The sequence below is a fragment of the Motilimonas cestriensis genome (assembly GCF_021295315.1).
Lineage (GTDB): Bacteria > Pseudomonadota > Gammaproteobacteria > Enterobacterales > CBDFNC01 > Motilimonas > Motilimonas cestriensis.
Map to the genome: position 1 here is coordinate 78,088 of NZ_JAIMJA010000008.1, position 23,672 is coordinate 101,759.

Genomic DNA, 23,672 nt, shown 5'->3' on the forward strand with positions numbered 1-23,672 from the left:
TGGAATTGATGAAAATGCAAAAAAAGATGCGACATCCATTATTTGTGGTGGTTTTGGTGCTTTTTACCAGCTCAGTTTGGGCTGATAATTTACTCGTTGAGCGCGCCGGTCATACCACAGTGTTGAGCAAACAAGAAAAGATAGACGAAGAGATAACCAGGCCACCGTCAGACATCTTCAGCATCATTAAATACCGGACCGAGTTAGGCGAGATGCCAGCTTATCTGAGTCAGCCGAAACTGACCGAAAATGAAAAAAGGCCAGCGATTATATGGCTAACGGGCGGTTTCCCGACCAGTTCGCCGGGTGATTATCTATGGACCAAGATCGATGTGGACAATGAACAGTCTGCCAGAGTTTATCGAGATTATGGCATAGTGATGATGTTTCCAACACTGCGAGGTGGTGTTAAAGGAAATCCTGGTGTGGTCGAGCAGTTTTATGGTGAAGTCAACGATGTAATTAGTGCAGGTAAGTATCTTAGAAGTTTAGATTATATTGATCCTGAGCGGGTTTACCTTGGTGGGCACAGTACCGGCGGGACATTGGCATTGTTGGTGGCTGAAGCGACGGATATATTCGCTGGCGTTATTTCACTTGGGCCAACGGCTAATCATTATGGTAAAAAGCGTGCCAATTTTGTTTGGAATGATAAGGAAATTGACTTAAGAAGCCCGAAAAACTTCCTCACCTATATTACCAAGCCTACTTATATCGTTGAAGGTGAGTTTGGCAAAGCGAGTAGCATTGAGGAGTTTCAACAGCGCTTAAAAGGGCAGCCTAATACCAATGTTAAAACCAGCTTGGTGACGGGCGCTAATCATTTTACGGCAATCCATCCTGTTAACCGCATTTTTGCTAAAGCCATTGCAGCAGGAAATAGTAACTTCTGGTCCATTGATATGAAAACCCAGCTTGAGCCTGCTTATCTGGAATACGCGCAACAAGTGCAACAAACCACTGACCTGCGCATTCTTGCCAATCTGCGTTCGCAAGGGCTGAAGCTTGAGGATAAGCAGCAAGTGCGTTCTTATTTTTATGCGCGTAATCAAGACTCGTTGGTCGCTGTTGTGGCACAAGCCAAGGCGCAAGGTATGTCTGTCACGGAAATCAGCCAACAAAAAAGCAAAGATGGCAGCACTTATTTTATGACAAGCCTGTCGAAACAGATAGATATTACAGCATTGCAGTCTTTATTTGAGTTAAGCCACTCATTTAAGCAAATCGCTGATGAAAACGAGCTTTATTACGACTACTGGACCATTGGAAGTAAGTAATTTTTAGACAACCGTGCTCTAGTTTCTGGTTAAACAGCAGTTAGCGCCCAAGGGAGTAGAGAGGATATCCTCTCTACTCCCTTGGGCTTATCCTAGTTTAGTAATCAGGATTGAACTGAAACTTTTCAAGTTCTCTTCTCAGCATCTTATGGTAGTAGGGGATCGCCACCCATGAATAAACCACCAGCCCAAGCCACGTTAAGGAAAGTAAAAAACTGACGGTCGAATAGCCTAAATCTAGCGCGATCTGTGAGAGTAAATTAAAGCTTAAAAAACCAATGATCAATATTAGCCCGGTGGACAGGTTAGACATATTGCTCAAGTAATTATTTAGTTTCCACCATAAGCCAAAAACAGCACTTTTTCGCATTTTAATTTGCGCAAACAAATTAAGTGCTTGGCGGTTTTCTGGGTTTTGCATAATGGCAAATTTAGCATGATAGTCAGCATCTTCAATATTATCTGATGCGAGTGCTATTTCACCCATTAGTAGGTTAGCATCTTGGTCTTGAGCATCTCTGTTAAGGGCTTCTTCTGCGTATTCCTTGGCCGATCTATAATCACCTATGTCTAGAAAATATTCCCCAAAAGCAATCATGATGCTGATTGAATCAGGCGCTATGTTAGCAGCAGCTTGCAGTGCCGATAATTGCAAGCGGCGCTTTTCTAGTCGACCATAAAGCTCCCCTTTAAGCAGTAAGGCATTATGGTCATTGGGTTCAAGTTGCAATGAGTTATCGCAACTTTCAAGGGCGGCGGTTATTTTCCCTTTAAACAGGAATACCCGCGCGGCGACTAGGTGGAAAAATGCATTAGTAGGATCAAGGTTGAGAGCGAGTTTTAACTCATAGTCAGCAGCATGAATACGGCCCATCGCTAACAAGTTAGCCGCCAATAATCCATGGTAAACAGCTTTCTCAGGTGACTCGCCAAGAAGTTGTTTTAAAAGCGTTACCGAGTGGGCGTGTCTCCCTTGGTTGTAGCTTTGAAGCGCGGTGTCAAAGTAGTAATCATTCATTTGACTGCCCCTGTGTGTAGATGTATTGATGGAGAGCGTAAGGACCAGATTGGATGAATGCGATGTAATATAAGCATAAAAATAATGCCGCTTTGAGCAAGATCCTAAAATATGGAAATACCATTACGCCCATTCCATCTTGTTTCGCGATGGCTCCAAAACCAATGAGTAGCCCTAATAGGGTTAACCCTCCTAGTACGGCGATCAGCAGCTCCTTTTTAATGGTTGGGCTGCCCATGAAAATTCCATTTGCAACCATCCAAACCAAGGGGAACCAATACGTTGCAGCTAAAGGTGGTGACCAAAGTACGGGAATAAAAATGCATAGGAAAAGGATTGCGATGGGGTCAAGTACAAAGGTTGAACCCCAACTAGGTTTAGGTTCATCAATAATGTTATAGCTTTCCATAATCTGTTCTATTTTCCATGCTTTTTAATAAAATCAAGGACATCATTATAGCGGCCTCCATCATTGGCATAGCGAGCATAGTTTCTTGCTGTGGTTAGCCATTCAGTGGTCGTCGCACGGCTTTGTCCGAGTGATTGAGTAAAATGTTTCATTGTTATTTCAGTTTCTTCGCCAGTCTCGATGGTTTCGTCAATCGCTTCGTCTGCAGCCATCTCAATCAAATTGGCGAGATCAGCCCCAGAGTAGCCTGATGTTTTCTGCGCGATTGCATTAAACGCAATATCCGCTGTCATAGGACGATCTGTCATATGATGTTTGAGAATGGCTTCTCGGGCGACAGCGTCAGGAGGAGGAATGAAAAACATCCGATCAAAGCGTCCCGGTCTGAGAAAAGCCGAATCGATCGCCCAAGGAACATTCGTTGACGCCAACACCAGTATGCCGTCATTTTGTTGTGAAAAGCCGTCGAGTTCGGTTAGAAATTGGCTGATGGTGTTGCTGGTGGCGTTGTTACGTGCATGCTCTCGCTTTCCGGCCAGTGCTTCTAGTTCGTCAAAAAAGATGACGGCGGGCTTTTCTTGGCGGGCTTTATCAAAAATCGCTTTAAGCTTTTGCTCTGACTCGCCAATATACATATCAAGAATGTCTGCTACTTCAACATTAAAAAATGAGGCATTACATTCACCGGCTGTTGCTCTAGCGAGTAATGTTTTACCGCAGCCAGGAGGTCCGTACAATAATACACCGCCACCTACTTTTTTCTTAAAACGCTGGAAGATGGAGGGCTTTTGAAAAGGTAAAATGATTCTCTTGTTAATTTGTTTTTTAATCGCTTCAAGGCCAACAACATCACTAAAATTGGTTGTTGGTTGACGATGGTGTGTTAGCGATAGCACCTCGGCCGTATTGGGTGTATCGATCACTCTGAGTTTAATTTTTTCATCGACCAATTGGAAATGCTGATCACGCGCTGCTGTTTTCAACTCAGGGTGTGATAATCGCAGAGATTGGTAGATGTTTTTTGCTAAATAACCGTGTTCGGATTGCTCAAGGGTATCTAAATAAACTTGAAAGCGATGATTGTCGAGCTTGGCCGCTACCTTGCTAAGGTGTTCAATATCTTTATCTTGCGCGAATGCTGTGCACAGTGAAATTAACGTTGTTTCAGCTAAATTTGTATCAATATCTCCAAGGTAGAGTTTTGCTTGCTCTAGCTGAGCGCTTTCGATGTAGCTTTTAACTAAAATGTTAGCTAATTCAGAAGAGGGGGCTGCAGTATAAGCTGCAGCTAAGCTATCCAGTGTTTGAGGATCCATTGCTTTCTCTCATTGCCAATAATGAGTAGCTAAGAATACATTAAAGTGACTTTTATGGGTTAGTTAAGATAGCTTGAGCATAAGAATTGAGAGCTTGACCAATAATGATGTCGAGTTGGCTTATATCGACTAAGGTTTTTTTTCTGACGATCCCTTGTACTGGGTTGATTAGTCGAGTACTTCACAGCGTCAGCGCTAAACTGCTTGCAGCGCGGAATATTCAATGTCGAATGCTGTTAGTAGGCGGTTGACTATTTCTACCGTCACACCGGCTAATAGAGTTTTAGCGCGAGTAAATGATGTGTTTTGTCATCTAACGATGAAATATCACCACAAAGCTTGCACAAATTTATACCCACAAAGCAAAATCCTGATTAATATATCCGCCAATTACAATCCTAGGAGTTGGGTAAAATGCCTAAAGCGAGTGAAATCAAAAAAAATATGGCCATTGAGTTTAATGGCGATGCTTATATTGTGCGTGATATCGAGCGCTCTGTGCCTCAAGGGCGCGCCGGCGGTAGTATTTATCGTATGCGTATGTACAGCGTGGGGACTAACCATAAGCTTGATCAGTCGTTTAAAGATTCAGAAATGTTGACGTTAGCCGATTTAACACGCCGTCCGGTGATGTTTTCTTATGCTGATGGTAACGAGTATGTATTTATGGATAACGAAGATTACTCATCTTACAGCTTCAATAAAGAAAACATTGAAGATGAACTGTTGTTCATTGATGAAGAAACGAAAGGTTTGCAAGCCATCATAGTGAACGACGCGCCAGTTGCGATTGATTTGCCAAGTAGCGTTGAGTTAGTGATTGCTGAAACAGAGCCTTCATTAAAAGGTGGCTCTGCAACCGCTCGTACTAAGCCTGCCACGTTAACAACTGGCTTAGTGGTGCAAGTGCCTGAGCACATTGCGCAAGGCGATAAAATTAAGATTAATGTTGAAGAGCGTAAGTTCAGCAGCCGCGCTTGATTTCTTCAGTTAACGCTTGGTTTACCGCTTCGTGATGCGGTAAACCTATTGATTATATTAACCTTTACGTTTTTTGGTGCCGCCCTGCACTGCTTTAAATCTTGGGTTACTCTTACAAATGACATACAAACGTCCGCGTCGTTTGACTATCTGACAGTCTCGGTGGCGTTGTTTGGCTGATTTTAATGAGCTAAGTACCTGCATTATTTTTCCTTACCTGTTGATTTTGTAAAACCAAAACGATGGTTGAATTTGGCAATACGCCCTTCAGACTTAACTAAGCTTTGCTTGCCTGTGTAGAAAGGATGAGATTCACTGGAAGTATCTAGGTAACAAACTGGATAGTGCTTGCCATCGTGCCACTGCATGGTTTGATCGCTTTTGTAAGTTGAGCGGATCAAAAATGAGTGATTTGCGGAAGTATCGTGAAAGATAACATAGTCGTAGTCGGGGTGGATATTTGCTTGCATCGTCTCTTACTTGTGTTGTGATGTTATATTGTAACAATAATGCAAATGATATCTATTATCAATAAGTTTTTATTGGCTTATTACTTGCATTAGTTACTTGCATTAGTTACTTGTGATGTGTTTGCAGTCAGCTCTACTGAACGCATGCTATTGCCGTTTTAAGGTTAAGATTACCAAGGCGGTGCCGATATACTTGACTGAGGACGTAAGGATTAATTTATGTATAAGTATTTATTAGGGTTGTTTTGCTGTAGTATTTTCGCCCTGCAGGCTGCACAAGATTATGAAGTAGTGCAACTATACACCCAAGATGAGCTGGTGGTATTGATTAATAATAACCAGCATTTAGCACGCGTAAAGAAAGATGAGTGTCAACTGGTGCAAGATATTGAAGCCCACGCGACTAAGGTGCAAGAGCCTACCTATCAATTTCTTTGGGGCGATATGCTAGCTTGGGGGGTATGTGTTGATAAAGATCCCGAGCTTGGTGTTTACTTTATGTGGCAAGCGGCAAACCAAGGTTTGCCGGCGGCACTGGAACAGCTTGGTCGATATTATGTCAAAGGCACGTTAGTGCAGCGCGATATTGCTAAGGCGATGCCATTGTTACGCGAATCTGCTGGTTTAGGTTTTTTGCCGGCGCAGCTGCAATGGGCTGATTTGTTAGTAAAAGGTAATGGTAGCCCGAAAGATTATGAAGAGGCTTATCGTTTACTGCACCATGCGATTATTGCAGATAAGAAAACCCACCAACGGGCAGTTAACACCCTCAAGCAGTTGAGTCAAAAAATGCCCGCAAACGTAGTAGCAAGAGCAAAACGGATTGCACCGTAATTTGCTTCAGGTTACTTAAATTAAGAACAAAAAAATAGGGAGCGTCCTGCTCCCTCAATAAGGAATATAATGCTTTTACCTTATTAAGATTAGCTGTAGGTAAAGGTTTTATCCTGAAATAAACTTACTATATTTTCTTGCCTTTTATTCATTTCTGTTTTCGCGTATTTTTCATTCAAAAAACAAGGGATTCGGATATACTGGCAGGTATTCCTTCGAGGAGAAGAACACATGTCACAAGACCCATTTGAAGCGCGCGAAGCGCAGAAGTACGATAAACCCATTCCCAGCCGTGAATTTATTTTGAACCTGCTTGAAAAGCTTGGTAAACCGGCCACTCGCGATGAGTTATTTAAAACATTAGAACTTAGCACCGACGATGATTACATTGCCCTGCGCCGCCGTTTAAAGGCGATGGAGCGCGATGGTCAATTGGTCTATTGTCGCAATGCGAGTTATGCCTTACCGGACAAATTAGAACTGGTAAAGGGTAAAGTCATTGGCCACAAAGATGGCTTTGGTTTTGTTAAACCAGAAGAAGGCGGGGTGGATTTATTCTTACCGCCAAAACAAATGATGTCGCTATTTCATGGCGATTACGTGCTGGTTCAACCGGTAAAAGTCGACGCTCGCGGTCGCACCGAAGCGCGACTAATTCGCGTGTTGGATGACACTCCGATACAAGTGGTAGGGCGCTTCTTCTTAGAAGATGGTGTCGGCTTCGTGGTACCTGACGACAGCCGTATTGCACAAGATATTATTGTACCTACGGAAGTGCGAAATGGCGCTCGTCACGGCCAAGTGGTAGTGACTGAAATCACCACTCGCCCACGACCTCGTGTTAATGCTATTGGTAAGGTAATTGAAATTCTTGGCCAAAATATGGCGCCAGGGATGGAAGTAGAAATTGCTTTGCGCACTCATGATATTCCGCACAGCTGGCCAGATGGCATTGATAAAGAGCTAAACGTATTTGGTGATGCTGTGCCTGAGCATGCCAAAGTTGGTCGCGTCGATCTGCGTGATTTACCGCTAGTCACCATAGACGGTGAAGATGCCCGTGACTTTGACGATGCGGTTTACTGTGAGAAAAAACCATCGGGCGGTTGGCGTTTATGGGTCGCCATTGCCGATGTTAGTTATTACGTGCGACACGGCAGTATTTTAGATAAAGAAGCGTTAAATCGCGGTAACTCGGTTTATTTCCCTGACCAGGTTATTCCTATGTTGCCGGAAAAGCTCTCCAACGGTTTATGTTCACTTAACCCTCAAGTTGATCGTTTGTGTATGGTATGTGAAATGACCATTTCTGCGGCAGGTCGTTTGTCGGGTTACAAGTTTTACGAAGCGGTGATGAACTCCCATGCGCGTTTTACTTACACCAAAGTGGCAAATATTTTAGATGGCGATGAAGCCTTACGTGAGCAGTATTCAAGCCATGTAAAACACTTGCACGAGCTACACGCGATGTATCAAGCACTGAAAAGTGCGCGTCATATTCGTGGTGGCATGGAGTTTGAAACCCAAGAAACCCGTTTCATTTTTAACTCGCAACGCAAAATTGAACAGATAGTGCCTTTGCACCGCAATGATGCCCATAAGATCATCGAAGAATGTATGATCCAAGCCAACGTATCGGCGGCGCGCTACATTGAAAAAATGGAAGCTCACGCGTTATTTCGAGTACATGAAACGCCGGGTGAAGAAAAGCTGACCGGCTTTAGAAGCTTTTTAAGTGAGCTGGGTTTAGAGCTGCGTGGTGGCCTAGAGCCGCAGCCGCGCGACTATGCTGATTTGGCAGATAAAATTAAAGAGCGCCCTGATGCTGAGCTGATCCAAACCATGCTGCTACGCTCAATGAAGCAAGCCGTGTATCAAGATGAAAACGTCGGCCACTTTGGCTTGGCACTTAAAGAATACGCGCACTTTACCTCGCCTATTCGTCGCTACCCTGATTTGATCTTACATCGCGCCATTAAGTTCCAATTGGCGAAAGAGGTGAAAAACCCTGGCCATCGTTGGACCGATACTGGCGGTTACCATTACCTTGAAGAAGATATGCCAATCTTAGGTGAGCAATGTTCAATGACCGAGCGCCGTGCTGACGATGCTACCCGCGATGTAGCGGACTTCTTGAAATGTGAGTACATGCAAGATCACGTTGGCGATGAAATGCAAGGCACCATCGCGGCGGTGACTAACTTTGGCTTCTTTGTTCGTTTAAATGACTTGCACATCGACGGCCTTGTTCACGTTACTTCTTTACCGGGAGATTATTATCAGTATGATGCCGGTCGACAAGTGATGCAGGGTGAGCGCACCGGTCGCGTGTTCCGTATCGGTGATACCTTGTCGGTTAAGGTGCTGTCAGTCAATTTAGACGATAAGAAAATTGATTTTGAATTAGCAGGTGAAGAAGGCGGACGTCGTCGCTCTGGCCGTAAACCCAATGCCGCTAAAGGCGACGACAGTACAGCCAAGCCGAGCGGTAGAAAACCTCGTGGCGGCAGTAAGCGCGGGGGCGATAGACAGCAAAACAGTGCAGGGCAAGATAGGCCTGCCAGCGAGCAAGCTACGACTGAAAAGACAACCGATAAACCTATCAGGCGCAAAGGTAAAGGCAAGGGTCATAGCATTGAGCTAGCATCCGGTAAGCCGAAAAAGAAAAAGACAGTTAAAAAGTCTAAGCGTGTGGCTAAAAACAAAAATAAAGCGAAGAAAACGAAATGAGCAAATCTGAATTAATCTACGGTATTCATGCCGTAGAGGCGACACTAGAAAATAACCCTGAGCGTATTATTGAAGTGTACGCCCTAAAAGGCCGCCAAGACGAACGTATGTTACCGATTATTCAAGGTTTACAACGCTTGGGTGTGTCGGTGCAATTCATGCAGCGTAAAGCATTGGATGATAAAACCGATGGTGGTCAGCATCAGGGCATTATTGCACGCGTGAAAGCAGCGCCGGTGCTCAACGAAGGTGATTTAGATGACATCCTGAAAGCTAACGATGGCTCTGCCTTTTTATTGATTTTGGATGGGGTTACCGATCCTCATAATCTAGGTGCTTGTTTACGCAGTGCTGATGCTGCGGGCGTGCATGCCGTGGTAGTGCCAAAAGATAAATCAGCAAGCTTAACGCCAACCGTGCGTAAAGTGGCGTGTGGCGCTGCGGAAAGTATCCCACTTATTCAAGTCACCAACCTAGCGCGCACGTTGCGTGAGTTAAAAGAAGCGGGTGTATGGCTGTATGGCGCTGCGGGTGAAGCCACGCAAACCTTGTATGAAACCAAGTTAACTGGCCCTGTCGGTCTAGTAATGGGCGCTGAAGGTGCGGGTTTACGTCGTTTAACTCGCGAGCATTGTGATGAGTTAATTAGCTTGCCAATGGCTGGCTCGGTATCGAGCTTGAACGTGTCGGTAGCGACCGGTATTTGCTTGTTTGAAGTAGTGCGCCAGCGCGCTGGTTATCAAGCTAAGTAAACCGGTCTTATGAATAAGGGCTTATCACACGAAATAAAGTGGCAGCTTAGTCACTTTACGCAATTGACTGCCACCCAGTGGTATCAAATTGCGGCACTGCGGATGGCGATATTCGTGGTTGAGCAAGATTGCCCTTATCAAGATTTAGACGGTTTAGATTGTCATCCTGACACGCTGCACTTATCAGCGTGGCAAGGTGATGAGGTGGTAGGGTATTTACGTATCCTGCCGCCGCATACTGCCTATCCGCAAGCCTCTATTGGCAGAGTAATCGTGGCGATGCCTGCGAGAAGTATCGGCTTAGGTCATCAATTGATGGCCCGAGGCGTGACGGCTGCAAAGGCTCACTTTAATCTGCCTTTTTATCTTAGCGCACAGACCCACTTACAAGGTTTTTACTTGCAGCACGGTTTTCAGATTGTCGGTGAGCCTTATCTAGAAGACGGCATCCCTCACATTGGTATGATGCTTGATTAGCCAAAAAACGCATCGGCAACATAGCTTAATGAAGCCTGCTGGTTAACCTAAGTTGAAGCCGAACAAACGGCTGTTCCAGTCTTCCACTTTACTTGTTTCTAAGCGCTGCTGTGCTTTAACCTTCCAGCTTTCTGAAAGCGCACTGCACGCTACTAGTTGCTGTAGAAAAGCCTCATTCAATGGGTCATTAAAGAACCGCCACGCGACTTCTTTTACGGTCAACTCGGGAAAGGCTCTCGAAATTAAGCTCAGTTGTGTATTTGGCGTAATATTCCCAGGCTGTAAAACGCGCAGTAAATAACCCGCTAAGCCATTTACTTGAAGTAATAAAGCCATATTAGGAATGGCAAAGCGGTGATTCAACTTAAAACAAGGCGAGCGCGGTTGGCTGACCTCTATCACTGCGTCGCCTAATTGAAACACATCGCCGATGCAGACCTCTGTTTCAGTCAGCCCTTGCGCCGATAAATTTTCACCGAACGCTCCAGCTTTAAAGCAATTTCGTTCTGGATAGCTGTGCTGCCATGACAAGTAATGCTCTACAGGGTAGAGGTGTAACGCTCTATCAACACCGCCGTGATGCTTAGTGTCTGCTTGTTGATCGTTAGCGAGACCTTGCTCAGATAACCAAGTAGACTCTGTGATTGGCGCTTTCTTGATTGCACTGGTTAGGTTTACAGTTAATGGCTGAATGGTCCCAGATAAGACCGTTACGTTAGTTGTTTGCATCAATATGTGGTCCAAAGTTTTCATAGTGAATACGATCAGGAGTCACTCCCATCGAGGTTAATTGCCGATACATCTCTGCCATAAACCCTGTCGGCCCACAACAGTAAAAATGTGCTTGTTCAATTGGCAGCTCAGATGCCACTTTGTCTAAAGACATTAAACCAGAAAAGTCATAATCTTCGCTTTTTAAATCGTTAGCGAGGGGGGATTGGTACCAAACCCAGCGGTGTAGTTTGGGATGAGCTTTGCATTGAAAGTTGAGGTGCTTGGCAAAGGCATGATGCTGGCCATTTTCACAACCATGAAGATAATAAATATCTTTGCTTAAAGGCTGTTTTAAAGTGCTATTCAACATGCTCAATAATGGAGTTTGGCCAATACCACCAGACAACAACACTATTGGCGTTTGTAGTGGTAAGTTGAGATAAAAATCTCCGGAGGGAGGGGTTACATTTATAATACTTTGCAGTGGTAATTGGTGTAAATACGGTGAGACCTCTCCATCATGCTCACATTTTACGGAAATGCGGTAGTATTCGCTGTTACTGGTATCAGAAAGAGAATATTGACGAATCGCATCGTAATCTTGGCCCGCAGCGCGAAGCTGTATACCTATATATTGCCCCGGGAGAAAGTCAGCGACTGGCGCACCATCTTCTGGCATCAGAATAAAAGATTGAATCAACTCGCTTTCCATTATTTTATCGTGAATGATAAAGCGTCTAAAACCTTGCCAACCGCCAACTTTATTGGCTTGTGCCGTATAGATTGCCTGCTCTCGTGTAATAAAAATATTGGCCAAAAATTGGTAAGCTTCTATCCATGCTTGTTGAATATCAGGGGTTATTAACTCGCCACCTAAGTCGCCCAACGTCCCAATAAGCTCTTGCCCTACTACTTCATAATGCTCTGCTTGTACCAGTACACTGCTGTGCTTTTGCGCGATGCGTTCAACCGCTGATGTCAATGCAGGTAAATCATCTAGATAATGTACATAAGCGCCAATTGCGCTAAATAGCGCTAGCTGTTGGCGGCCGGAAGCTTGGTTAGCGCGGTTAAAGGTATGTTGCAGATCAGGGTAGTTCTTAAATAAACGTTGATAGAAGTGCGCAGTAAGCGCGGGACCATGGCTGGTTAAGAAAGGGGCGGTTGATTTAACTCGTTCTACAGTTTGTTGACTTAACATAATGATCACTTTTATTGGATAGAAAATATATAACACGGCTCATCACTGGGTGAACATTGTGTTAGGCGGGACAACCTTCCAACTTGTAAATAGCAAAGCCTGTTTTTAAAACGTCATCCGCAAATTGCGGTAAACTGGCAGAGGTATGACAAAACAAACAACCACTTGGCTTAATGGTAGCTTCTGGTTCGCCGATGCTGGCTAGCCATTGCAATGCATATTGTTGCGCTTGAAGCTCATTTTTCTCTGGGATCAGTACATCAAAATGGATGATCTTACCTGAAGGGCTGTAAGCGAATGTGTCAAAAACATGAAGCTTCATAAAATATTTCTCACAATAGTTGACCGATAAAGTTACCACTGATAACTAGGTAACTCCTTTTACCAATAGTGTTATGCCCAATATCAAGCTAGCAAAAACAAAATTAGTGAAACATTAAGTCTATTTTGGTTTCGATGCGAAACATTGTTTATTGTAATCATAGTGCTATACTTGTCAACATTGTTTCGAATAAAAACTTAAAATGGGCTGTTATGGCGAATACGATAAAAATTTGTGATTTATTAGAGCGATTAAGTACCTTGTTTCGCAATGAAGTTAGGCAGGCTGGGTTAAGCCATGGTTTACATCCTGTGCATTTGGAGGTGCTTTTTTACCTGAATCGCTGCAACCTATTTAGTGATACCCCAGCTGCAGTAAAAGACTTCTTGGGGGCGACTAAAGGGACTACATCGCAGTCAATTACTCTACTCGAAAATAAAGGCTACTTAACTAAGACAAAAGATACCCAAGACAAGCGGGTTTACCACTTAAGCTTGACCGATGCAGGGCGGAAAATCGCAGACCAAACGATGCCTCCACCGAGTTTGCGCCAAGCACTAGACCGTTGTTCAAATGATGAAAACAGCACGTTAGAGCAACAATTAGAAGCTTTGTTGATAGATATTCAAATGGAAACGAGAAATGTAAGCTTTGGGTTGTGTAAAACGTGTATTTATCATGCGCCCAAAAACCAAACATTGTTTCTGTGTCAGTTGACGCAAAAAGAATTGCCACGAAAGTTTGGAGAGTTAATTTGTCGAGAGCATCAGCTTAAAGTAATTAACAACAATGGAACTTAAGTCCCACTGTCATTCCTATAACGCTGCTTTTTACGCTGCTAAGGTGTCTTCAATGCCTAAACTATTTAAGAGCTTAGCAATGCCTTGAGTATCGACTTCCACTGCATTGTTATTACGCTCACGGCAATCAGCTAGCATGACTTCAAAGTGTGGAAACTGTATTGTTGCCAATATTGTATGCCACGCGTTTAGTTCATCATCACCAAATGCTTTAACGGCTTTAGGCAATGTGGCTAAATAGAGTGATTTGTTATGCTCTGATAGTTTGGCAAAAATCTCCGCCATTGTGTAAGAAAAGACACTCGCATGGCTCCATTCATCGGCAGCATGGGCTTCTACCGTTTTGTAACAAAGCGGTTGTAGTTGATCATCCTTCGACAGTGAGCCTAGATAATCAGTAATGAGAGTTTCCGAAGCACAAGCTACTGCTAAGCGTACAAGTTTACGTTCAAACTCGGTGTGGCAACCTAATAGCATTTCTTCCAAGCAGTGGATTAATTCGAATTTAGGTAACTTAATACGTTCTAAGCCACGCTCACGGTAAACAATGTTAATACTTTTTACTGCCATCAAAGTATGAAAAGCTTCATCAACCAATGCTTGGCTAATAGCATGTTTTATTTCATCTTGCTCTGAGCCAGGAAACTCTCCATCAATGATCAAATCACACACAGGCGCAATCAATTTTGATTCAATTTGAATGGTTTTTTCATTGTAAATAATCCAACCATACGACAGTACTTGTTGACGAAGCGCAGGATCGGCTGCGATCCAAACAGGATGCTGATAAAAAGGTAGTAATTCTTCCTTAAAGTCATCTTTGTCAGGTTCAAAAGTAAGATCCAGGCTTGGGTCTCCTTCGTGGATCTTCGCTCGATTATTCCATAAGTTCGTTAATCCATTAATGATGTTTAGGATCTTGTTGTCAGGGTGCGAATGTAAGTTATTCATGATGCCGTCATCCTCCATTTGTTAGCTACAAAAAATAAGTAAAAACCATTGTCGTGAAATATTTTTAACAACATAAAACGAGATACATGGTGTCGACTAAAAACGTTATTTAGATGACTTTTTTGTTGCATAAAAATTAAGTTGCCAAACCAAATAAAAAAGCCTTGTAAATTTATCGCTCTCTTATTATTGTTTCGATGCGAAACAAAATAAAGGGGTGGTAAAATGGAACAAGAAGCTATTTGTAAGGATGTTCAGACAGATATCGAAGGCGTTAAAACCTTTGTTTTTGAGTGCAAAAAAAAATTGAAATATATGCCAGGTCAATTTATTACCTTAGTCTTACCAACAGAAGACGGTGATATTTTACGTAGCTATACACTCTCTTCTGCACCAAACCACACCTCGGTATTTTCTATCACTGTGCGAGCGGTTCCTTATGGCACTGGCTCAAATTGGCTACACAATAATCTCCAACCGGGGATGCCTATATTTTTCAGTGGTGCCTATGGCAAGTTTATACCAGCGGAATATGAAGATAATAAGTTACTGTTAATGGCTGCCGGTAGTGGCATCACTCCACACCTTGCCACACTACGCCATTGGCGTAATCAAGCCAAAAAAGTGAATGCCCACTTAATATTTAGCGTCAGAAGCCCGAGCCAAATTATTGAACAGCAGGAGTTACTCGCCCTGGTAAGACAGATTAACGGTCTGACGCTAACGATTATTCCCGAAGATGTAACAGGGCAAGCTTGGCATGGTGTGAGTGGACGTATAGATCCTTTGTGGCTTAACGCCATGGTAAGAAATGTCCATGAGAGGGTGGTTTTTGTTTGCGGCCCTGCACCCTATATGAGGGCGATTAAAGAATATTTAATGAGTATAGATTTTGACTTAACGCGTTACCACGAAGAGGCATTTATCTCCCCTATGCCTATAAGTCATCAACAAGTATCTACAAATACACCCACCTACAGCGTCAACTTTATCAAAAGCGGTGTTAAAGCGACGACAAGCGGTAATGAAAGCTTATTAGAGTTAGCAGAAAAAGCCGGAGTGGCTGTAAAAAATGCCTGTCGTTCCGGAATCTGTGGCGCTTGTCGGACCTTAAAAAAAGAAGGTCACGTCAATATGCAAGATTTAGGAGGGATACTCCCAGATGAAGTAAACCAAGGCATGGTTTTACTGTGCTGTAGTCAACCAACCAGTGATGTCGTACTGGATATTTAACTCAATTTCTATTTTTAAGGATGATAAATATGAGACACCCAATAATACTGGCTTCAATGTTAACGATAACCGCCCCCGTGTATGCCATGAACGAAACAGAGAGTGAGCTACCACAAGTGGTTGAAATTAGCCCTGAAGAAAATGAAATAACGGCCAGCTATCGCCCATTATCACAGAGTGCTAAGCTAAAAAATGTCATGGCAGCACTCGATATGATGGAATCAGAGATAATCCTTATTAACGTCGATAACGATATCATCATACAACAACGATTAGATGCATTATCTGGCTGGCCAGGAGGAAGACCACAACACGTACTTATTTCGCCAAACGCAAAATGGCTGTACGTAACCACGGATGCATCCACGACTCATGCGGCCAACATTGTCGTTATCAAAGTCAATAATTATGCATGGAAGCAAGGCTTCGTTGAACTTGAAGTAACGAAAGTGCTACAAGCTGAACCGGCCAATACGAGCTCAAGTTACAATACCCCAACACAAACATCACCACTACAGCCCATTGCAAGCTGGACGCAGCCAGCCATGACCCAAATACACGGGCCCACCATACTGCCTTATTCTAAATACGTCTATTTCACGCAATGGTCAGACAATAAAGTGCGTGTTATTGACACCAAAACGCAAGAATTTGCCAGTGTCGATCCCATCGTAATTGATAATGTAACAGAGCAAACCCATGGTGTTTACTTCAATAAATCCGGCACATTAGGCCTATCAACAGGGTATTACTACGACGACGGTGACATTGATTTATTCGACGTAGACAAGAAAACAGGCGCCTTAACACTACAGAAAAAAATCCGCCTAGGTGACGAACAAGCTTACGCGGCTTTCACCCACTTTAACACTTGGATTGATGAGCGTTATGCCGTCACAGCATCAATGCAATTTGGGCCAACATCAAATACGCCAGCAGGCGCAACTATTATTCCACCTAGTATTTGGATGATAGATGCGTGGGAAGGCACTGCTTGGCCAATTCTAGGTACCGCTAATAATGAAGCTGAAGCGGGTGTTCTACGCTCAGCATCAGATGTTACGGTTGCAGCGGGTAAACTATACATCGCAGAAGAGGACTCACTTGATGGTAGTTATGGTGACGATGGTTTTATTTCTATTTATGACTTGAGTGATAAAAACAACCCACAACTGATCAAACGATTAGCTCCAGGACTAGGTCTACCCGCTGATTTTGCCGTGGCGCATGGCCTAGGTGTTAGCGCCGATCAACGCTTCATTTATGTATCAAGCTATGCATCAAAATACATTCTAAAACTTGACACTAAAACAGACACCATCGTCAAAGTGTATGGTGCAGCAGATGGTCTAACCATGCCACACGGTGGTTATGTATCAGGCGCTATTCGCTAAACAACATCAATAAAGTGAGCAGCTAAGCCGCTCACTTTTCTAATAAAGCAGTGAGAAAATTATGAAAACAGTTAACGTCATTAGACACCTGGCTTTTGAAGATCTCGGTAACATTACGCCAGTTTTAGCTCAATTTAATGCAAAAATTAATTACATTGAAGCAGGTAAGGATCCCATAACAACTGCTATCAACGACTGCGATTTATTAATCATCCTCGGCGGCCCTATTGGTGTCTACGATGAAGCGGAATACCCTTTTATTAATGATGAAATCAATCTCATTCAGCAACGCTTGGCCACAAAGAAGCCCTTACTTGGAGTTTGCTTAGGCGCTCAGCTAATGGCTCGATCGATGGGAGCAAAGGTTTACTCTGGCCATAAAAAAGAGCTGGGTTGGGGTCGACTAACGCTGAAAAATAGTGCTCAAAACCCATTAGCCAAACTAGGCGAACAACCTATTTTGCATTGGCATGGTGATACCTTTGATTTGCCTACCGGAGCGACTTTATTAGCTAGTAATGAAAACTATCCTAATCAAGCGTTTGCGGTAGAGAACTTTGCACTCGCAATGCAGTTTCATCCTGAAGTCACCGTCAACGCAATGGAGCAGTGGTTTATCGGCCATACCGGCGAAATTTCTAATACAGATGGTGTTGATGTCGCTGCGCTACGATTGGATACGCAAGAAGTCGGCGCCAGCTTACAGCCCGTAGCGGCAGAGATATGGCACGATTGGCTAATGCAGCAAGGATGGGAAAAGCCGCAGCAGCAACACCTTACCTTTAAAGGGAATGCAATTAAGACGCAGGGACAGTTTCCACAAGTTGGCGAGCAAGCACCTGACTTTACTTTAATAGACAGTAAACTGGGTTTATTAAAACGCACTGATCTATTGGGTAAAAAGCTCGTTCTCAACATTTTCCCAAGCATTGATACGCCAGTTTGCGCCATCCAATTAAAAACATTTAGCCAACAACTTGCCAACCGAACAGACACCACTCTATTGTTCGCTTCGCTGGACTTACCTTTTGCATACAGTCGATTTTGTGCCGCGGAAGGCATAGACAATGCAATCACCGCCTCGGATTATCAAACGCAAAGCATCGCAGCAGGATACGGTGTGAAAATGGAAGGAGGGCCATTATCGGGGCTATATGCCAGAGCTGTCTTGGTACTCGATGAAAATCACACTATTTTACACGCAGAGTTAGTATCTGAAGTGACTGACGAGCCGGATTACCAAGCAGCCCTCAATGCTTTATCTGAATAAAAATTCTGAAAAATGTAAAGGCCTACCTCAGAGTAGGCTTTTTTATACCTTTAATAAGGAATCGAAATGAAGTACACCCCCATTGATTGCGCGCTTCACGATTACTTAGAGATAGCCTGCTCGTCAAAAATAAAAATAGCGATCGAACATGATGACGGTCGACGGCTAACGGGTTATGCCGACAACGTATTCAGTCAAAATAAAGCTGAATGGATAACGTTAGTTAATGAACAAGAGCCGATTGGCCCAATCAGACTTGATCAGATCCAACGAATTAATTCACTGCAGCCTAATCCACACTTCAAACTAATTGAATTCAAACCGATAGGAAAAAATGATATGCATGAACAATATAAAATAATCGTGCTTAGGAACAATAAAGCATGGTGCGACATCATTATTAATAACAACAGTACGCAAAGCATATTAAAAGACATCTCTTCGCGTTATCCCAACAGTGACGGTTTTACTTGTCAGTTATACAAAAAAACAGGCGAAAACCGTATTCTTTCAGCCAGCGAAAAAGGGATAAAAGTACTGGCAATAGAAGACACCTACGCCGCAGTGACAGGATCGATCATTAATACACCAGAAGCTCAAGCGTTAGTAAAAACGGCAGCATGCCTTAACTAACCGATGTATTAACAAAGCGGCGTCATCAGCCGTTTTTTTCAGTGTAATAATCGTTAACCTAAGCGCTATCAATGTGTTTAAGAAGATCGCCAGTAAGTATCAGTAACAACTAAAACAGCGCGTAAAAAAAAGCCAAGCAAGTGCTTGGCTGAAATAGATATACAAGGAGATGGAACAACAAGCTATGCCGGACAACCTTCTAGTTTATAGATGGCATAACCTTGTTTTTTAATCGTATCGTCAAATTCAGGCACAGAAACCGAAGAATGACAAAACGCACAACCGCCACGGCGGATTTCAGCCCCTTCTTCACCAATCTCTGACAACCATTTTTTTGCGGTAATTAACGCCAATGCCGCATCTTTAGTCGGTAAAAGCACATCGAAATGTAAACGTTTGCCTGAAACGGTATAAGCATAAGTATCAAATACGTGAACGGACATTAGTTATTCCTTACTTTTTAGCAACTACTTTACCCGGTAGTGATAGGTCACCGGAAGCCACATCGTTGACCGCAGTAACACATAGTAGCGGGTTATGTACGCTATCATTCACCTGTAGTACGGCTGTAACCGCATCAAACTGGAAGTCTTCTTGGAAAGACAAATCTTTTGTTGGCACTTCTACAGAAACTTCATTTTTAACAAACTCAGGTGTATAGCCTGGACTATCAATGTAAATCGGCAAACCTGGCCAAGTCGCAGGCAACGCAGGTGTTTGACCTTCAGGAATATCTTTCACTTTCAGGCCGCCGCCACAAGACTCATCTTTGGTTAAAACTACCCAGTGTGAATGCCATTCGTTGCCATCATTGGCTTTATCGCCATCTAAGTTTTCATCAAACTTTGGCGTATCATCAAAGTCTGGGTGCGCGGTTACTGCTAACGCTAAGATCCCTTGACCTTTCTCAAAGCCTACCGCTTCTGAATCCAGATTGGTTGGCCATACATAGCTGTAAACTTCTGAGCCACCCAATTTACCGATTGCTTTCGGTTTGGTTTGGCCCAGTTTATCTGTTACTTCCGCTTGGAAAGTTAATGAGGCCGCGTTTTTAATGATTTTTGCGTGTGTCAGGTCAAATTCACTCGCTATTTTAGCATCGGATTTGCTCATAATATGACCCTGATGATCACCGTCAGCAAAGACCGCTGAACTCAATACTAATCCGATGGCTGTTGCTAAATATTTTTTCATTGTAACTTTTCCTTATTTTATCAATAAAAAGGGCAGCAAACTGCTGCCCAATGGCCCATTAAGCTTTGAGATCTGCCAGTGAAGCACCGAAGTTAATGTGGAAGACACCACCATTAAGCAGCACTGCTGGTACAGATTTAATACCTGCTGCTTCCGCTTCAGATAAACGCTCAGGCTGTTCGCCTAAGTGAACAATTTCAGCATTCAATGCTTTGGCTACTTGTTGTTCAGCTTCAACACAAATCGTACAACCAGCATGGTAAAAAATAGGTTTAGTCATGGTCTGTCCTCATTTAAGTTATTTGCAATTTTGTTTCGTTTCGAAACTTTAATTACTATAGTTGGTTGAGGTTTGTTGTCAAATGGTTTCGGATAAAAACTTTTTTATATTGTTTTTGGCCGATTGTGAGGGGTTGCAAAAAAAGGACTAACAAACGTTACCGATGTGGTTACTGGCATTCAAGAGGCTTTCAATGGTTAAAAAGTATTAGATAGTGGCAATGTCATACATATTGTTCATTGTTCTCTTCTCCGATTGAGCTATTGAAATCGGTCTAACTGAGCGTAAGGGCCGCTATGCTACTGTTTGTGTGAGTGTAACGATGTTTTTTTGTTTATTTTACAATCAGTTACAGTTCTGGTTTTGAGTTGAGCTTAGGTGATTATTTCCCTTGTGTATCCTAGTGTAGGGCTGTATAATCTGCGACCTTAAATCAGTCATCACCCTTTTGTTCCTTGCTTCTGACGGTACCAGACTGAGCCGCACACAGAGGCTGATTAAACCCGTAAGGATCAAGTAAATGCGTCATTACGAAATCGTATTTATGGTTCACCCTGATCAGAGTGAACAAGTTAACGGCATGATCGAGCGCTACAGCGCAATGATCACCGACAATGGCGGTACTATTCACCGTCTAGAAGATTGGGGCCGTCGTCAATTGGCTTACCCAATCAACAAGCTACACAAAGCACACTACGTTCTATTAAACGTAGAAGCTGAGCAAGCTGTAATCGACGAACTGGAAACTGCTTTCCGTTTCAACGATGCTGTGATCCGTAACATGATCATGCGTACTAAAGCTGCTATCACTGAAGTTTCTCCAATGGCTAAAGCTAAAGAAGAGCGTCAATCACGCGATTCTCGTCCAGCTTTTGATTCTGCTGCTCCACAAGCGCAAGCGGAAGAAGCTCCTCAAGAGGCTGCCAGCGAAGAGTAATTTGTGTCAGAAAACTGTTTGCAACTAAGTGGTGAGTTAATTAACTCTCCTAAGTTGACCAAAAGTCCGGCAGGCATTGTTCATTGTAAATTTAAAATGAAACATGAATCGCGGCAGACAGAAGCCAACTTAATTCGCCAATGCTTTTGCATTATGCCCATAGTAGTGGCGGGCGAGATGGCAACACAGGTTTCAAATCAAATAGAGAAGGGCAATAAAATTAAGGTGAGTGGATTTCTCGCCAGCCATAAAAACCAAAGTGGTAATGGTGAATTGGTTTTACATGCTCAGTACATTGAGAAAATTATTTAAGGATCAGGCAAATGGCACGTTATTTCCGTCGTCGTAAGTTCTGTCGCTTTACTGCTGAAGGCGTAAGCGAAATCGATTACAAAGATGTAGTGACTTTAAAAAACTACGTTACTGAAAGTGGTAAAATTGTACCTAGCCGTATTACTGGCACACGTGCAAAATACCAACGCCAGCTAGCTCGTGCTATCAAGCGCGCACGCTACCTGTCTCTTTTACCATACACTGACTTACATCAGTAAGAGGGGAAGTGACATGGAAATTATTTTATTAGACAAAGTTGCTAACCTAGGTACGCTAGGTGATCAAGTTTCTGTTAAAGCTGGTTATGCTCGTAACTTCCTTTTCCCACAGGGTAAAGCGGTTCCAGCAAACAAAGCAAACACAGAGAAATTCGAAGCACGTCGTGCTGAGCTTGAAGCTAAAATTGCTGCAGACCTATCGGCTGCTGAGCAACGTGGCGAGAAGCTAAGCGCACTAGAAGCTGTTGTTATTGCTTCTAAAGCGGGTGAAGAAGGTAAATTATTTGGTTCTATCGGTACTCGTGATATCGCTGATGCAATTACTGCAGCTGGCGTAGAAGTAGCGAAGAGCGAAGTTCGTCTACCAGAAGGTGTTCTACGTAACACTGGTGAATACGACATCGCAATCCAAGTACACAGCGACGTAACTGCAACTGTTAAAGTTTCAGTAGTGGCTGCAGAGTAAGTTTTACACTTACTTCTTAAAAGACCGGCTTAGGCCGGTTTTTTTATGCCTGAAATTTGCCGAGAAGAATAGCTTTGAATGGCAGAAACAAAAAAACGAGGCTAAGCCTCGTTTTTATCACCTTATTAATATTGACTGTCCGTGCTTAACGGGTGCCGAATACCACAATGGTTTTACCGTGAGCTGAAATGAGGTTCTGCTCTTCCAGCATCTTCAGAATACGACCGACTGTTTCACGAGAACAACCAACGATTTGGCCGATTTCTTGACGAGTGATCTTGATTTGCATACCGTCTGGGTGAGTCATCGCGTCAGGCTGTTTCGCTAAGCTTAACAGGGTTTGTGCAATGCGGCCTGTTACGTCTAGGAAAGCGAGATCACCCACTTTTTGGCTAGTTTCCTGCAGGCGAGAGCCCATTTGGCTGGAAAGACGCATTAGGATCTCAGGGTTTACCTGAATTAATTGACGGAATTTCTTGTAAGAGATTTCAGCCACTTCACATGGAGATTTTGCGCGGATCCAAGCGGTACGAATTGGGTTTTCTGATTCATCAAACAAACCTAACTCACCCATAAAGTCTCCCTGATTTAGGTAAGACAGGATCATTTCTTTGCCTTCTTCATCCTTGATTAACACAGCAACCGAGCCTTTTACGATGTAGTAAAGGGTTTCAGCTTTTTCGCCAGCATGGATTAATGTGCTTTTAGAAGGATACTTGTGGATATGGCAGTGCGACAAAAACCATTCTAACGTCGGATCTGCTTGAGGTTTACCAAGTACCATATGTGTTCCTCTATTCTTATATTTTACCGCTTCAATCTGGTTGCACCTGCAGCAAGACATCATTAGCAGTGAGCTATTTTAGTTAACGCATGATAGCATAAAAGCCTTGTAATCATGCTGCAAGTCTTGATTGATAAAGTTATAAAATTAGCGCTGGATCAGCTTTTTACATTGATTTTGATCTAATAAGCAGTTTGAACTAGCTCAATGTTTAAGAAAAAAACCAAGCTTAATCATCCTATTGTCACAATAAGTAAATGAGAAATATATGCAAATTAAAGTGGAGTGGTCGCAGGCCTTGAAATTTGTCGGTCAATCGTCGAAAGGGCATCAAGTATTAATGGATGGCAACGGTGGTACCGAAGGGGCAAGCCCAATGGAATTGGTATTGATGGCGATTGCCGGTTGTAGCTCTGTGGATATTGTTTCTGACTTAAAGGACGCTAAGCAAAAAATCCAAGGTTGTGAGGTGGACGTGAAAGCCGAGCGAGTTGAATCTGCGCCTAAAGTCTTTAGAAAAATTGACTTGCTATACACGGTTACAGGCACAGATGTTGATGCTCGTTTAGTTGAAAAAGCCATTAATGCGTCGATGAATAAGTATTGCTCAGTCGCTAAAATGTTGGAAGCTACAGTACAGATAAATGCCTGTTTTGAAGTTAAAGCAGTCTAGTTTTC

General features: G+C 43.2%; 29 protein-coding genes. 16 read left to right on the forward strand and 13 right to left on the reverse strand.

Annotation, left to right across the window (positions count from 1 at the left end; translation table 11 throughout):
• The first annotated feature begins 14 nt into the window (after positions 1-14).
• Positions 15-1,277, forward strand: a complete 1,263-nt coding sequence (locus K6Y31_RS09470) for a prolyl oligopeptidase family serine peptidase (RefSeq protein ID WP_233052547.1) — start codon at positions 15-17, stop codon at positions 1,275-1,277.
• Between the two features lie 97 nt (positions 1,278-1,374).
• Here K6Y31_RS09470 and K6Y31_RS09475 read toward each other — a convergent pair whose 3' ends face one another.
• The 3 genes from K6Y31_RS09475 to K6Y31_RS09485 are packed head-to-tail and all read right to left on the reverse strand — an operon-like array spanning position 1,375 to position 4,020.
• Positions 1,375-2,295, reverse strand: coding sequence for a tetratricopeptide repeat protein (locus K6Y31_RS09475; RefSeq protein ID WP_233052548.1), 921 nt, complete (start codon positions 2,293-2,295; stop codon positions 1,375-1,377).
• Positions 2,288-2,704 carry a hypothetical protein gene (locus K6Y31_RS09480; RefSeq protein WP_233052549.1) on the reverse strand — a complete coding sequence of 139 codons (417 nt, stop codon included), beginning with the start codon at positions 2,702-2,704 and terminating at the stop codon, positions 2,288-2,290. Before K6Y31_RS09480 ends, K6Y31_RS09475 begins: the two co-directional genes overlap by 8 nt.
• Positions 2,705-2,712: 8 nt before the next feature.
• Complete coding sequence (locus tag K6Y31_RS09485; protein WP_233052550.1) at positions 2,713-4,020, reverse strand: ATP-binding protein; 1,308 nt, start codon at positions 4,018-4,020, stop codon at positions 2,713-2,715.
• Positions 4,021-4,434: 414 nt separating this feature from the next.
• Between K6Y31_RS09485 and efpL the strand changes: the two genes are divergently transcribed.
• Positions 4,435-5,001, forward strand: a complete 567-nt coding sequence (efpL, locus tag K6Y31_RS09490; RefSeq protein ID WP_232801477.1) for an elongation factor P-like protein EfpL — start codon at positions 4,435-4,437, stop codon at positions 4,999-5,001.
• 57 nt (positions 5,002-5,058) lie between these two features.
• Here efpL and ykgO read toward each other — a convergent pair whose 3' ends face one another.
• Positions 5,059-5,205 carry a type B 50S ribosomal protein L36 gene (ykgO, locus tag K6Y31_RS09495; RefSeq protein WP_232801476.1) on the reverse strand — a complete coding sequence of 49 codons (147 nt, stop codon included), beginning with the start codon at positions 5,203-5,205 and terminating at the stop codon, positions 5,059-5,061.
• Positions 5,205-5,471, reverse strand: coding sequence for a type B 50S ribosomal protein L31 (locus K6Y31_RS09500; protein ID WP_232801475.1), 267 nt, complete (start codon positions 5,469-5,471; stop codon positions 5,205-5,207). Before K6Y31_RS09500 ends, ykgO begins: the two co-directional genes overlap by 1 nt.
• Positions 5,472-5,690: 219 nt before the next feature.
• Here K6Y31_RS09500 and K6Y31_RS09505 point away from each other — a divergent pair, with 219 nt between their 5' ends.
• The 4 genes from K6Y31_RS09505 (at position 5,691) to K6Y31_RS09520 (ending at position 10,264) form a co-directional block, all read left to right on the forward strand.
• On the forward strand, positions 5,691-6,305 hold the full coding sequence (locus K6Y31_RS09505; RefSeq protein ID WP_233052551.1) for a tetratricopeptide repeat protein: 615 nt from the start codon (positions 5,691-5,693) through the stop codon (positions 6,303-6,305).
• Between the two features lie 231 nt (positions 6,306-6,536).
• Positions 6,537-9,035, forward strand: coding sequence for a ribonuclease R (rnr, locus tag K6Y31_RS09510; RefSeq protein ID WP_233052552.1), 2,499 nt, complete (start codon positions 6,537-6,539; stop codon positions 9,033-9,035).
• Positions 9,032-9,787 carry a 23S rRNA (guanosine(2251)-2'-O)-methyltransferase RlmB gene (gene rlmB, locus K6Y31_RS09515; RefSeq protein ID WP_232801472.1) on the forward strand — a complete coding sequence of 252 codons (756 nt, stop codon included), beginning with the start codon at positions 9,032-9,034 and terminating at the stop codon, positions 9,785-9,787. Before rnr ends, rlmB begins: the two co-directional genes overlap by 4 nt.
• A 9-nt stretch (positions 9,788-9,796) precedes the next feature.
• Entirely contained in the window at positions 9,797-10,264 is a 468-nt protein-coding gene (locus K6Y31_RS09520) for a GNAT family N-acetyltransferase (RefSeq protein WP_233052553.1), read from the forward strand.
• 42 nt (positions 10,265-10,306) lie between these two features.
• Here K6Y31_RS09520 and K6Y31_RS09525 read toward each other — a convergent pair whose 3' ends face one another.
• The 3 genes from K6Y31_RS09525 to K6Y31_RS09535 all read right to left on the reverse strand — a co-directional run bounded on the left by K6Y31_RS09525 (position 10,307) and on the right by K6Y31_RS09535 (position 12,501).
• Positions 10,307-10,993: an MOSC domain-containing protein gene (locus K6Y31_RS09525; RefSeq protein ID WP_233052554.1), complete on the reverse strand. Its 687-nt coding sequence runs from the start codon at positions 10,991-10,993 to the stop codon at positions 10,307-10,309.
• Positions 10,980-12,179, reverse strand: a complete 1,200-nt coding sequence (hmpA, locus tag K6Y31_RS09530) for an NO-inducible flavohemoprotein (protein ID WP_233052555.1) — start codon at positions 12,177-12,179, stop codon at positions 10,980-10,982. The genes K6Y31_RS09525 and hmpA overlap by 14 nt, the downstream gene beginning before the upstream one ends.
• Before the next feature lie 61 nt (positions 12,180-12,240).
• The gene (locus tag K6Y31_RS09535; protein WP_233052556.1) at positions 12,241-12,501 is read right to left on the reverse strand and encodes a DUF2024 family protein; all 261 of its coding nucleotides are present in this window, start codon (positions 12,499-12,501) and stop codon (positions 12,241-12,243) included.
• Between the two features lie 212 nt (positions 12,502-12,713).
• Between K6Y31_RS09535 and K6Y31_RS09540 the strand changes: the two genes are divergently transcribed.
• Entirely contained in the window at positions 12,714-13,301 is a 588-nt protein-coding gene (locus tag K6Y31_RS09540) for a MarR family winged helix-turn-helix transcriptional regulator (protein WP_233052557.1), read from the forward strand.
• 30 nt (positions 13,302-13,331) lie between these two features.
• Here K6Y31_RS09540 and K6Y31_RS09545 read toward each other — a convergent pair whose 3' ends face one another.
• A complete protein-coding gene (locus K6Y31_RS09545) occupies positions 13,332-14,252 on the reverse strand; it encodes a diiron oxygenase (RefSeq protein ID WP_233052558.1) in 921 nt (306 codons plus the stop codon).
• A gap of 225 nt (positions 14,253-14,477) precedes the next feature.
• On the opposite strand from K6Y31_RS09545, the gene K6Y31_RS09550 reads away from it, so the two are divergent.
• The 4 genes from K6Y31_RS09550 (at position 14,478) to K6Y31_RS09565 (ending at position 18,782) form a co-directional block, all read left to right on the forward strand.
• Positions 14,478-15,485: a flavin reductase family protein gene (locus K6Y31_RS09550; protein WP_233052559.1), complete on the forward strand. Its 1,008-nt coding sequence runs from the start codon at positions 14,478-14,480 to the stop codon at positions 15,483-15,485.
• 29 nt (positions 15,486-15,514) lie between these two features.
• Positions 15,515-16,879 carry an NHL repeat-containing protein gene (locus K6Y31_RS09555; protein ID WP_233052560.1) on the forward strand — a complete coding sequence of 455 codons (1,365 nt, stop codon included), beginning with the start codon at positions 15,515-15,517 and terminating at the stop codon, positions 16,877-16,879.
• Positions 16,880-16,940: 61 nt separating this feature from the next.
• Entirely contained in the window at positions 16,941-18,149 is a 1,209-nt protein-coding gene (locus K6Y31_RS09560) for a glutamine amidotransferase (protein ID WP_233052561.1), read from the forward strand.
• A 66-nt stretch (positions 18,150-18,215) separates the two neighbouring features.
• Positions 18,216-18,782 (forward strand): Rho-binding antiterminator, encoded by a 567-nt coding sequence (locus K6Y31_RS09565; RefSeq protein ID WP_233052562.1) that lies wholly within the window; start codon positions 18,216-18,218, stop codon positions 18,780-18,782.
• A gap of 182 nt (positions 18,783-18,964) precedes the next feature.
• Here the strand turns inward: K6Y31_RS09565 and K6Y31_RS09570 are convergent, their stop codons facing one another.
• From K6Y31_RS09570 to K6Y31_RS09580, 3 genes are read right to left on the reverse strand one after another with little or no spacing between them, the layout of a single operon-like run.
• Complete coding sequence (locus tag K6Y31_RS09570) at positions 18,965-19,225, reverse strand: DUF2024 family protein (RefSeq protein WP_233052563.1); 261 nt, start codon at positions 19,223-19,225, stop codon at positions 18,965-18,967.
• A 10-nt stretch (positions 19,226-19,235) separates the two neighbouring features.
• Entirely contained in the window at positions 19,236-19,976 is a 741-nt protein-coding gene (locus tag K6Y31_RS09575) for a hypothetical protein (protein ID WP_233052564.1), read from the reverse strand.
• A 58-nt stretch (positions 19,977-20,034) separates the two neighbouring features.
• Positions 20,035-20,256 (reverse strand): thioredoxin domain-containing protein, encoded by a 222-nt coding sequence (locus K6Y31_RS09580; RefSeq protein WP_233052565.1) that lies wholly within the window; start codon positions 20,254-20,256, stop codon positions 20,035-20,037.
• Positions 20,257-20,776: 520 nt separating this feature from the next.
• On the opposite strand from K6Y31_RS09580, the gene rpsF reads away from it, so the two are divergent.
• From rpsF to rplI, 4 genes are read left to right on the forward strand one after another with little or no spacing between them, the layout of a single operon-like run.
• Positions 20,777-21,193: a 30S ribosomal protein S6 gene (gene rpsF / locus K6Y31_RS09585; RefSeq protein ID WP_232801464.1), complete on the forward strand. Its 417-nt coding sequence runs from the start codon at positions 20,777-20,779 to the stop codon at positions 21,191-21,193.
• Positions 21,194-21,196: 3 nt separating this feature from the next.
• Positions 21,197-21,505, forward strand: a complete 309-nt coding sequence (gene priB / locus K6Y31_RS09590) for a primosomal replication protein N (RefSeq protein ID WP_233052566.1) — start codon at positions 21,197-21,199, stop codon at positions 21,503-21,505.
• A gap of 11 nt (positions 21,506-21,516) precedes the next feature.
• On the forward strand, positions 21,517-21,744 hold the full coding sequence (gene rpsR / locus K6Y31_RS09595; protein WP_119910532.1) for a 30S ribosomal protein S18: 228 nt from the start codon (positions 21,517-21,519) through the stop codon (positions 21,742-21,744).
• Positions 21,745-21,757: 13 nt separating this feature from the next.
• Positions 21,758-22,210 (forward strand): 50S ribosomal protein L9, encoded by a 453-nt coding sequence (gene rplI, locus K6Y31_RS09600; protein ID WP_233052567.1) that lies wholly within the window; start codon positions 21,758-21,760, stop codon positions 22,208-22,210.
• 145 nt (positions 22,211-22,355) lie between these two features.
• Here rplI and crp read toward each other — a convergent pair whose 3' ends face one another.
• Positions 22,356-22,994, reverse strand: a complete 639-nt coding sequence (gene crp / locus K6Y31_RS09605) for a cAMP-activated global transcriptional regulator CRP (RefSeq protein WP_232801461.1) — start codon at positions 22,992-22,994, stop codon at positions 22,356-22,358.
• A gap of 268 nt (positions 22,995-23,262) precedes the next feature.
• Here crp and K6Y31_RS09610 point away from each other — a divergent pair, with 268 nt between their 5' ends.
• Complete coding sequence (locus K6Y31_RS09610; protein ID WP_233052568.1) at positions 23,263-23,667, forward strand: OsmC family protein; 405 nt, start codon at positions 23,263-23,265, stop codon at positions 23,665-23,667.
• Positions 23,668-23,672 lie beyond the last annotated feature (5 nt).

Bases quoted from the DNA above. Each gene is read 5' to 3' on its own strand.
- K6Y31_RS09470 (WP_233052547.1), top strand. From the start codon at position 15: ATGCAAAAAAAGATGCGACATCCATTATTTGTGGTGGTTTTGGTGCTT.
- K6Y31_RS09475 (WP_233052548.1), bottom strand. From the start codon at position 2,295: ATGAATGATTACTACTTTGACACCGCGCTTCAAAGCTACAACCAAGGG.
- K6Y31_RS09480 (WP_233052549.1), bottom strand. From the start codon at position 2,704: ATGGAAAGCTATAACATTATTGATGAACCTAAACCTAGTTGGGGTTCA.
- K6Y31_RS09485 (WP_233052550.1), bottom strand. From the start codon at position 4,020: ATGGATCCTCAAACACTGGATAGCTTAGCTGCAGCTTATACTGCAGCC.
- efpL (WP_232801477.1), top strand. From the start codon at position 4,435: ATGCCTAAAGCGAGTGAAATCAAAAAAAATATGGCCATTGAGTTTAAT.
- ykgO (WP_232801476.1), bottom strand. From the start codon at position 5,205: ATGCAGGTACTTAGCTCATTAAAATCAGCCAAACAACGCCACCGAGAC.
- K6Y31_RS09500 (WP_232801475.1), bottom strand. From the start codon at position 5,471: ATGCAAGCAAATATCCACCCCGACTACGACTATGTTATCTTTCACGAT.
- K6Y31_RS09505 (WP_233052551.1), top strand. From the start codon at position 5,691: ATGTATAAGTATTTATTAGGGTTGTTTTGCTGTAGTATTTTCGCCCTG.
- rnr (WP_233052552.1), top strand. From the start codon at position 6,537: ATGTCACAAGACCCATTTGAAGCGCGCGAAGCGCAGAAGTACGATAAA.
- rlmB (WP_232801472.1), top strand. From the start codon at position 9,032: ATGAGCAAATCTGAATTAATCTACGGTATTCATGCCGTAGAGGCGACA.
- K6Y31_RS09520 (WP_233052553.1), top strand. From the start codon at position 9,797: ATGAATAAGGGCTTATCACACGAAATAAAGTGGCAGCTTAGTCACTTT.
- K6Y31_RS09525 (WP_233052554.1), bottom strand. From the start codon at position 10,993: ATGCAAACAACTAACGTAACGGTCTTATCTGGGACCATTCAGCCATTA.
- hmpA (WP_233052555.1), bottom strand. From the start codon at position 12,179: ATGTTAAGTCAACAAACTGTAGAACGAGTTAAATCAACCGCCCCTTTC.
- K6Y31_RS09535 (WP_233052556.1), bottom strand. From the start codon at position 12,501: ATGAAGCTTCATGTTTTTGACACATTCGCTTACAGCCCTTCAGGTAAG.
- K6Y31_RS09540 (WP_233052557.1), top strand. From the start codon at position 12,714: ATGGCGAATACGATAAAAATTTGTGATTTATTAGAGCGATTAAGTACC.
- K6Y31_RS09545 (WP_233052558.1), bottom strand. From the start codon at position 14,252: ATGAATAACTTACATTCGCACCCTGACAACAAGATCCTAAACATCATT.
- K6Y31_RS09550 (WP_233052559.1), top strand. From the start codon at position 14,478: ATGGAACAAGAAGCTATTTGTAAGGATGTTCAGACAGATATCGAAGGC.
- K6Y31_RS09555 (WP_233052560.1), top strand. From the start codon at position 15,515: ATGAGACACCCAATAATACTGGCTTCAATGTTAACGATAACCGCCCCC.
- K6Y31_RS09560 (WP_233052561.1), top strand. From the start codon at position 16,941: ATGAAAACAGTTAACGTCATTAGACACCTGGCTTTTGAAGATCTCGGT.
- K6Y31_RS09565 (WP_233052562.1), top strand. From the start codon at position 18,216: ATGAAGTACACCCCCATTGATTGCGCGCTTCACGATTACTTAGAGATA.
- K6Y31_RS09570 (WP_233052563.1), bottom strand. From the start codon at position 19,225: ATGTCCGTTCACGTATTTGATACTTATGCTTATACCGTTTCAGGCAAA.
- K6Y31_RS09575 (WP_233052564.1), bottom strand. From the start codon at position 19,976: ATGAAAAAATATTTAGCAACAGCCATCGGATTAGTATTGAGTTCAGCG.
- K6Y31_RS09580 (WP_233052565.1), bottom strand. From the start codon at position 20,256: ATGACTAAACCTATTTTTTACCATGCTGGTTGTACGATTTGTGTTGAA.
- rpsF (WP_232801464.1), top strand. From the start codon at position 20,777: ATGCGTCATTACGAAATCGTATTTATGGTTCACCCTGATCAGAGTGAA.
- rpsR (WP_119910532.1), top strand. From the start codon at position 21,517: ATGGCACGTTATTTCCGTCGTCGTAAGTTCTGTCGCTTTACTGCTGAA.
- rplI (WP_233052567.1), top strand. From the start codon at position 21,758: ATGGAAATTATTTTATTAGACAAAGTTGCTAACCTAGGTACGCTAGGT.
- crp (WP_232801461.1), bottom strand. From the start codon at position 22,994: ATGGTACTTGGTAAACCTCAAGCAGATCCGACGTTAGAATGGTTTTTG.
- K6Y31_RS09610 (WP_233052568.1), top strand. From the start codon at position 23,263: ATGCAAATTAAAGTGGAGTGGTCGCAGGCCTTGAAATTTGTCGGTCAA.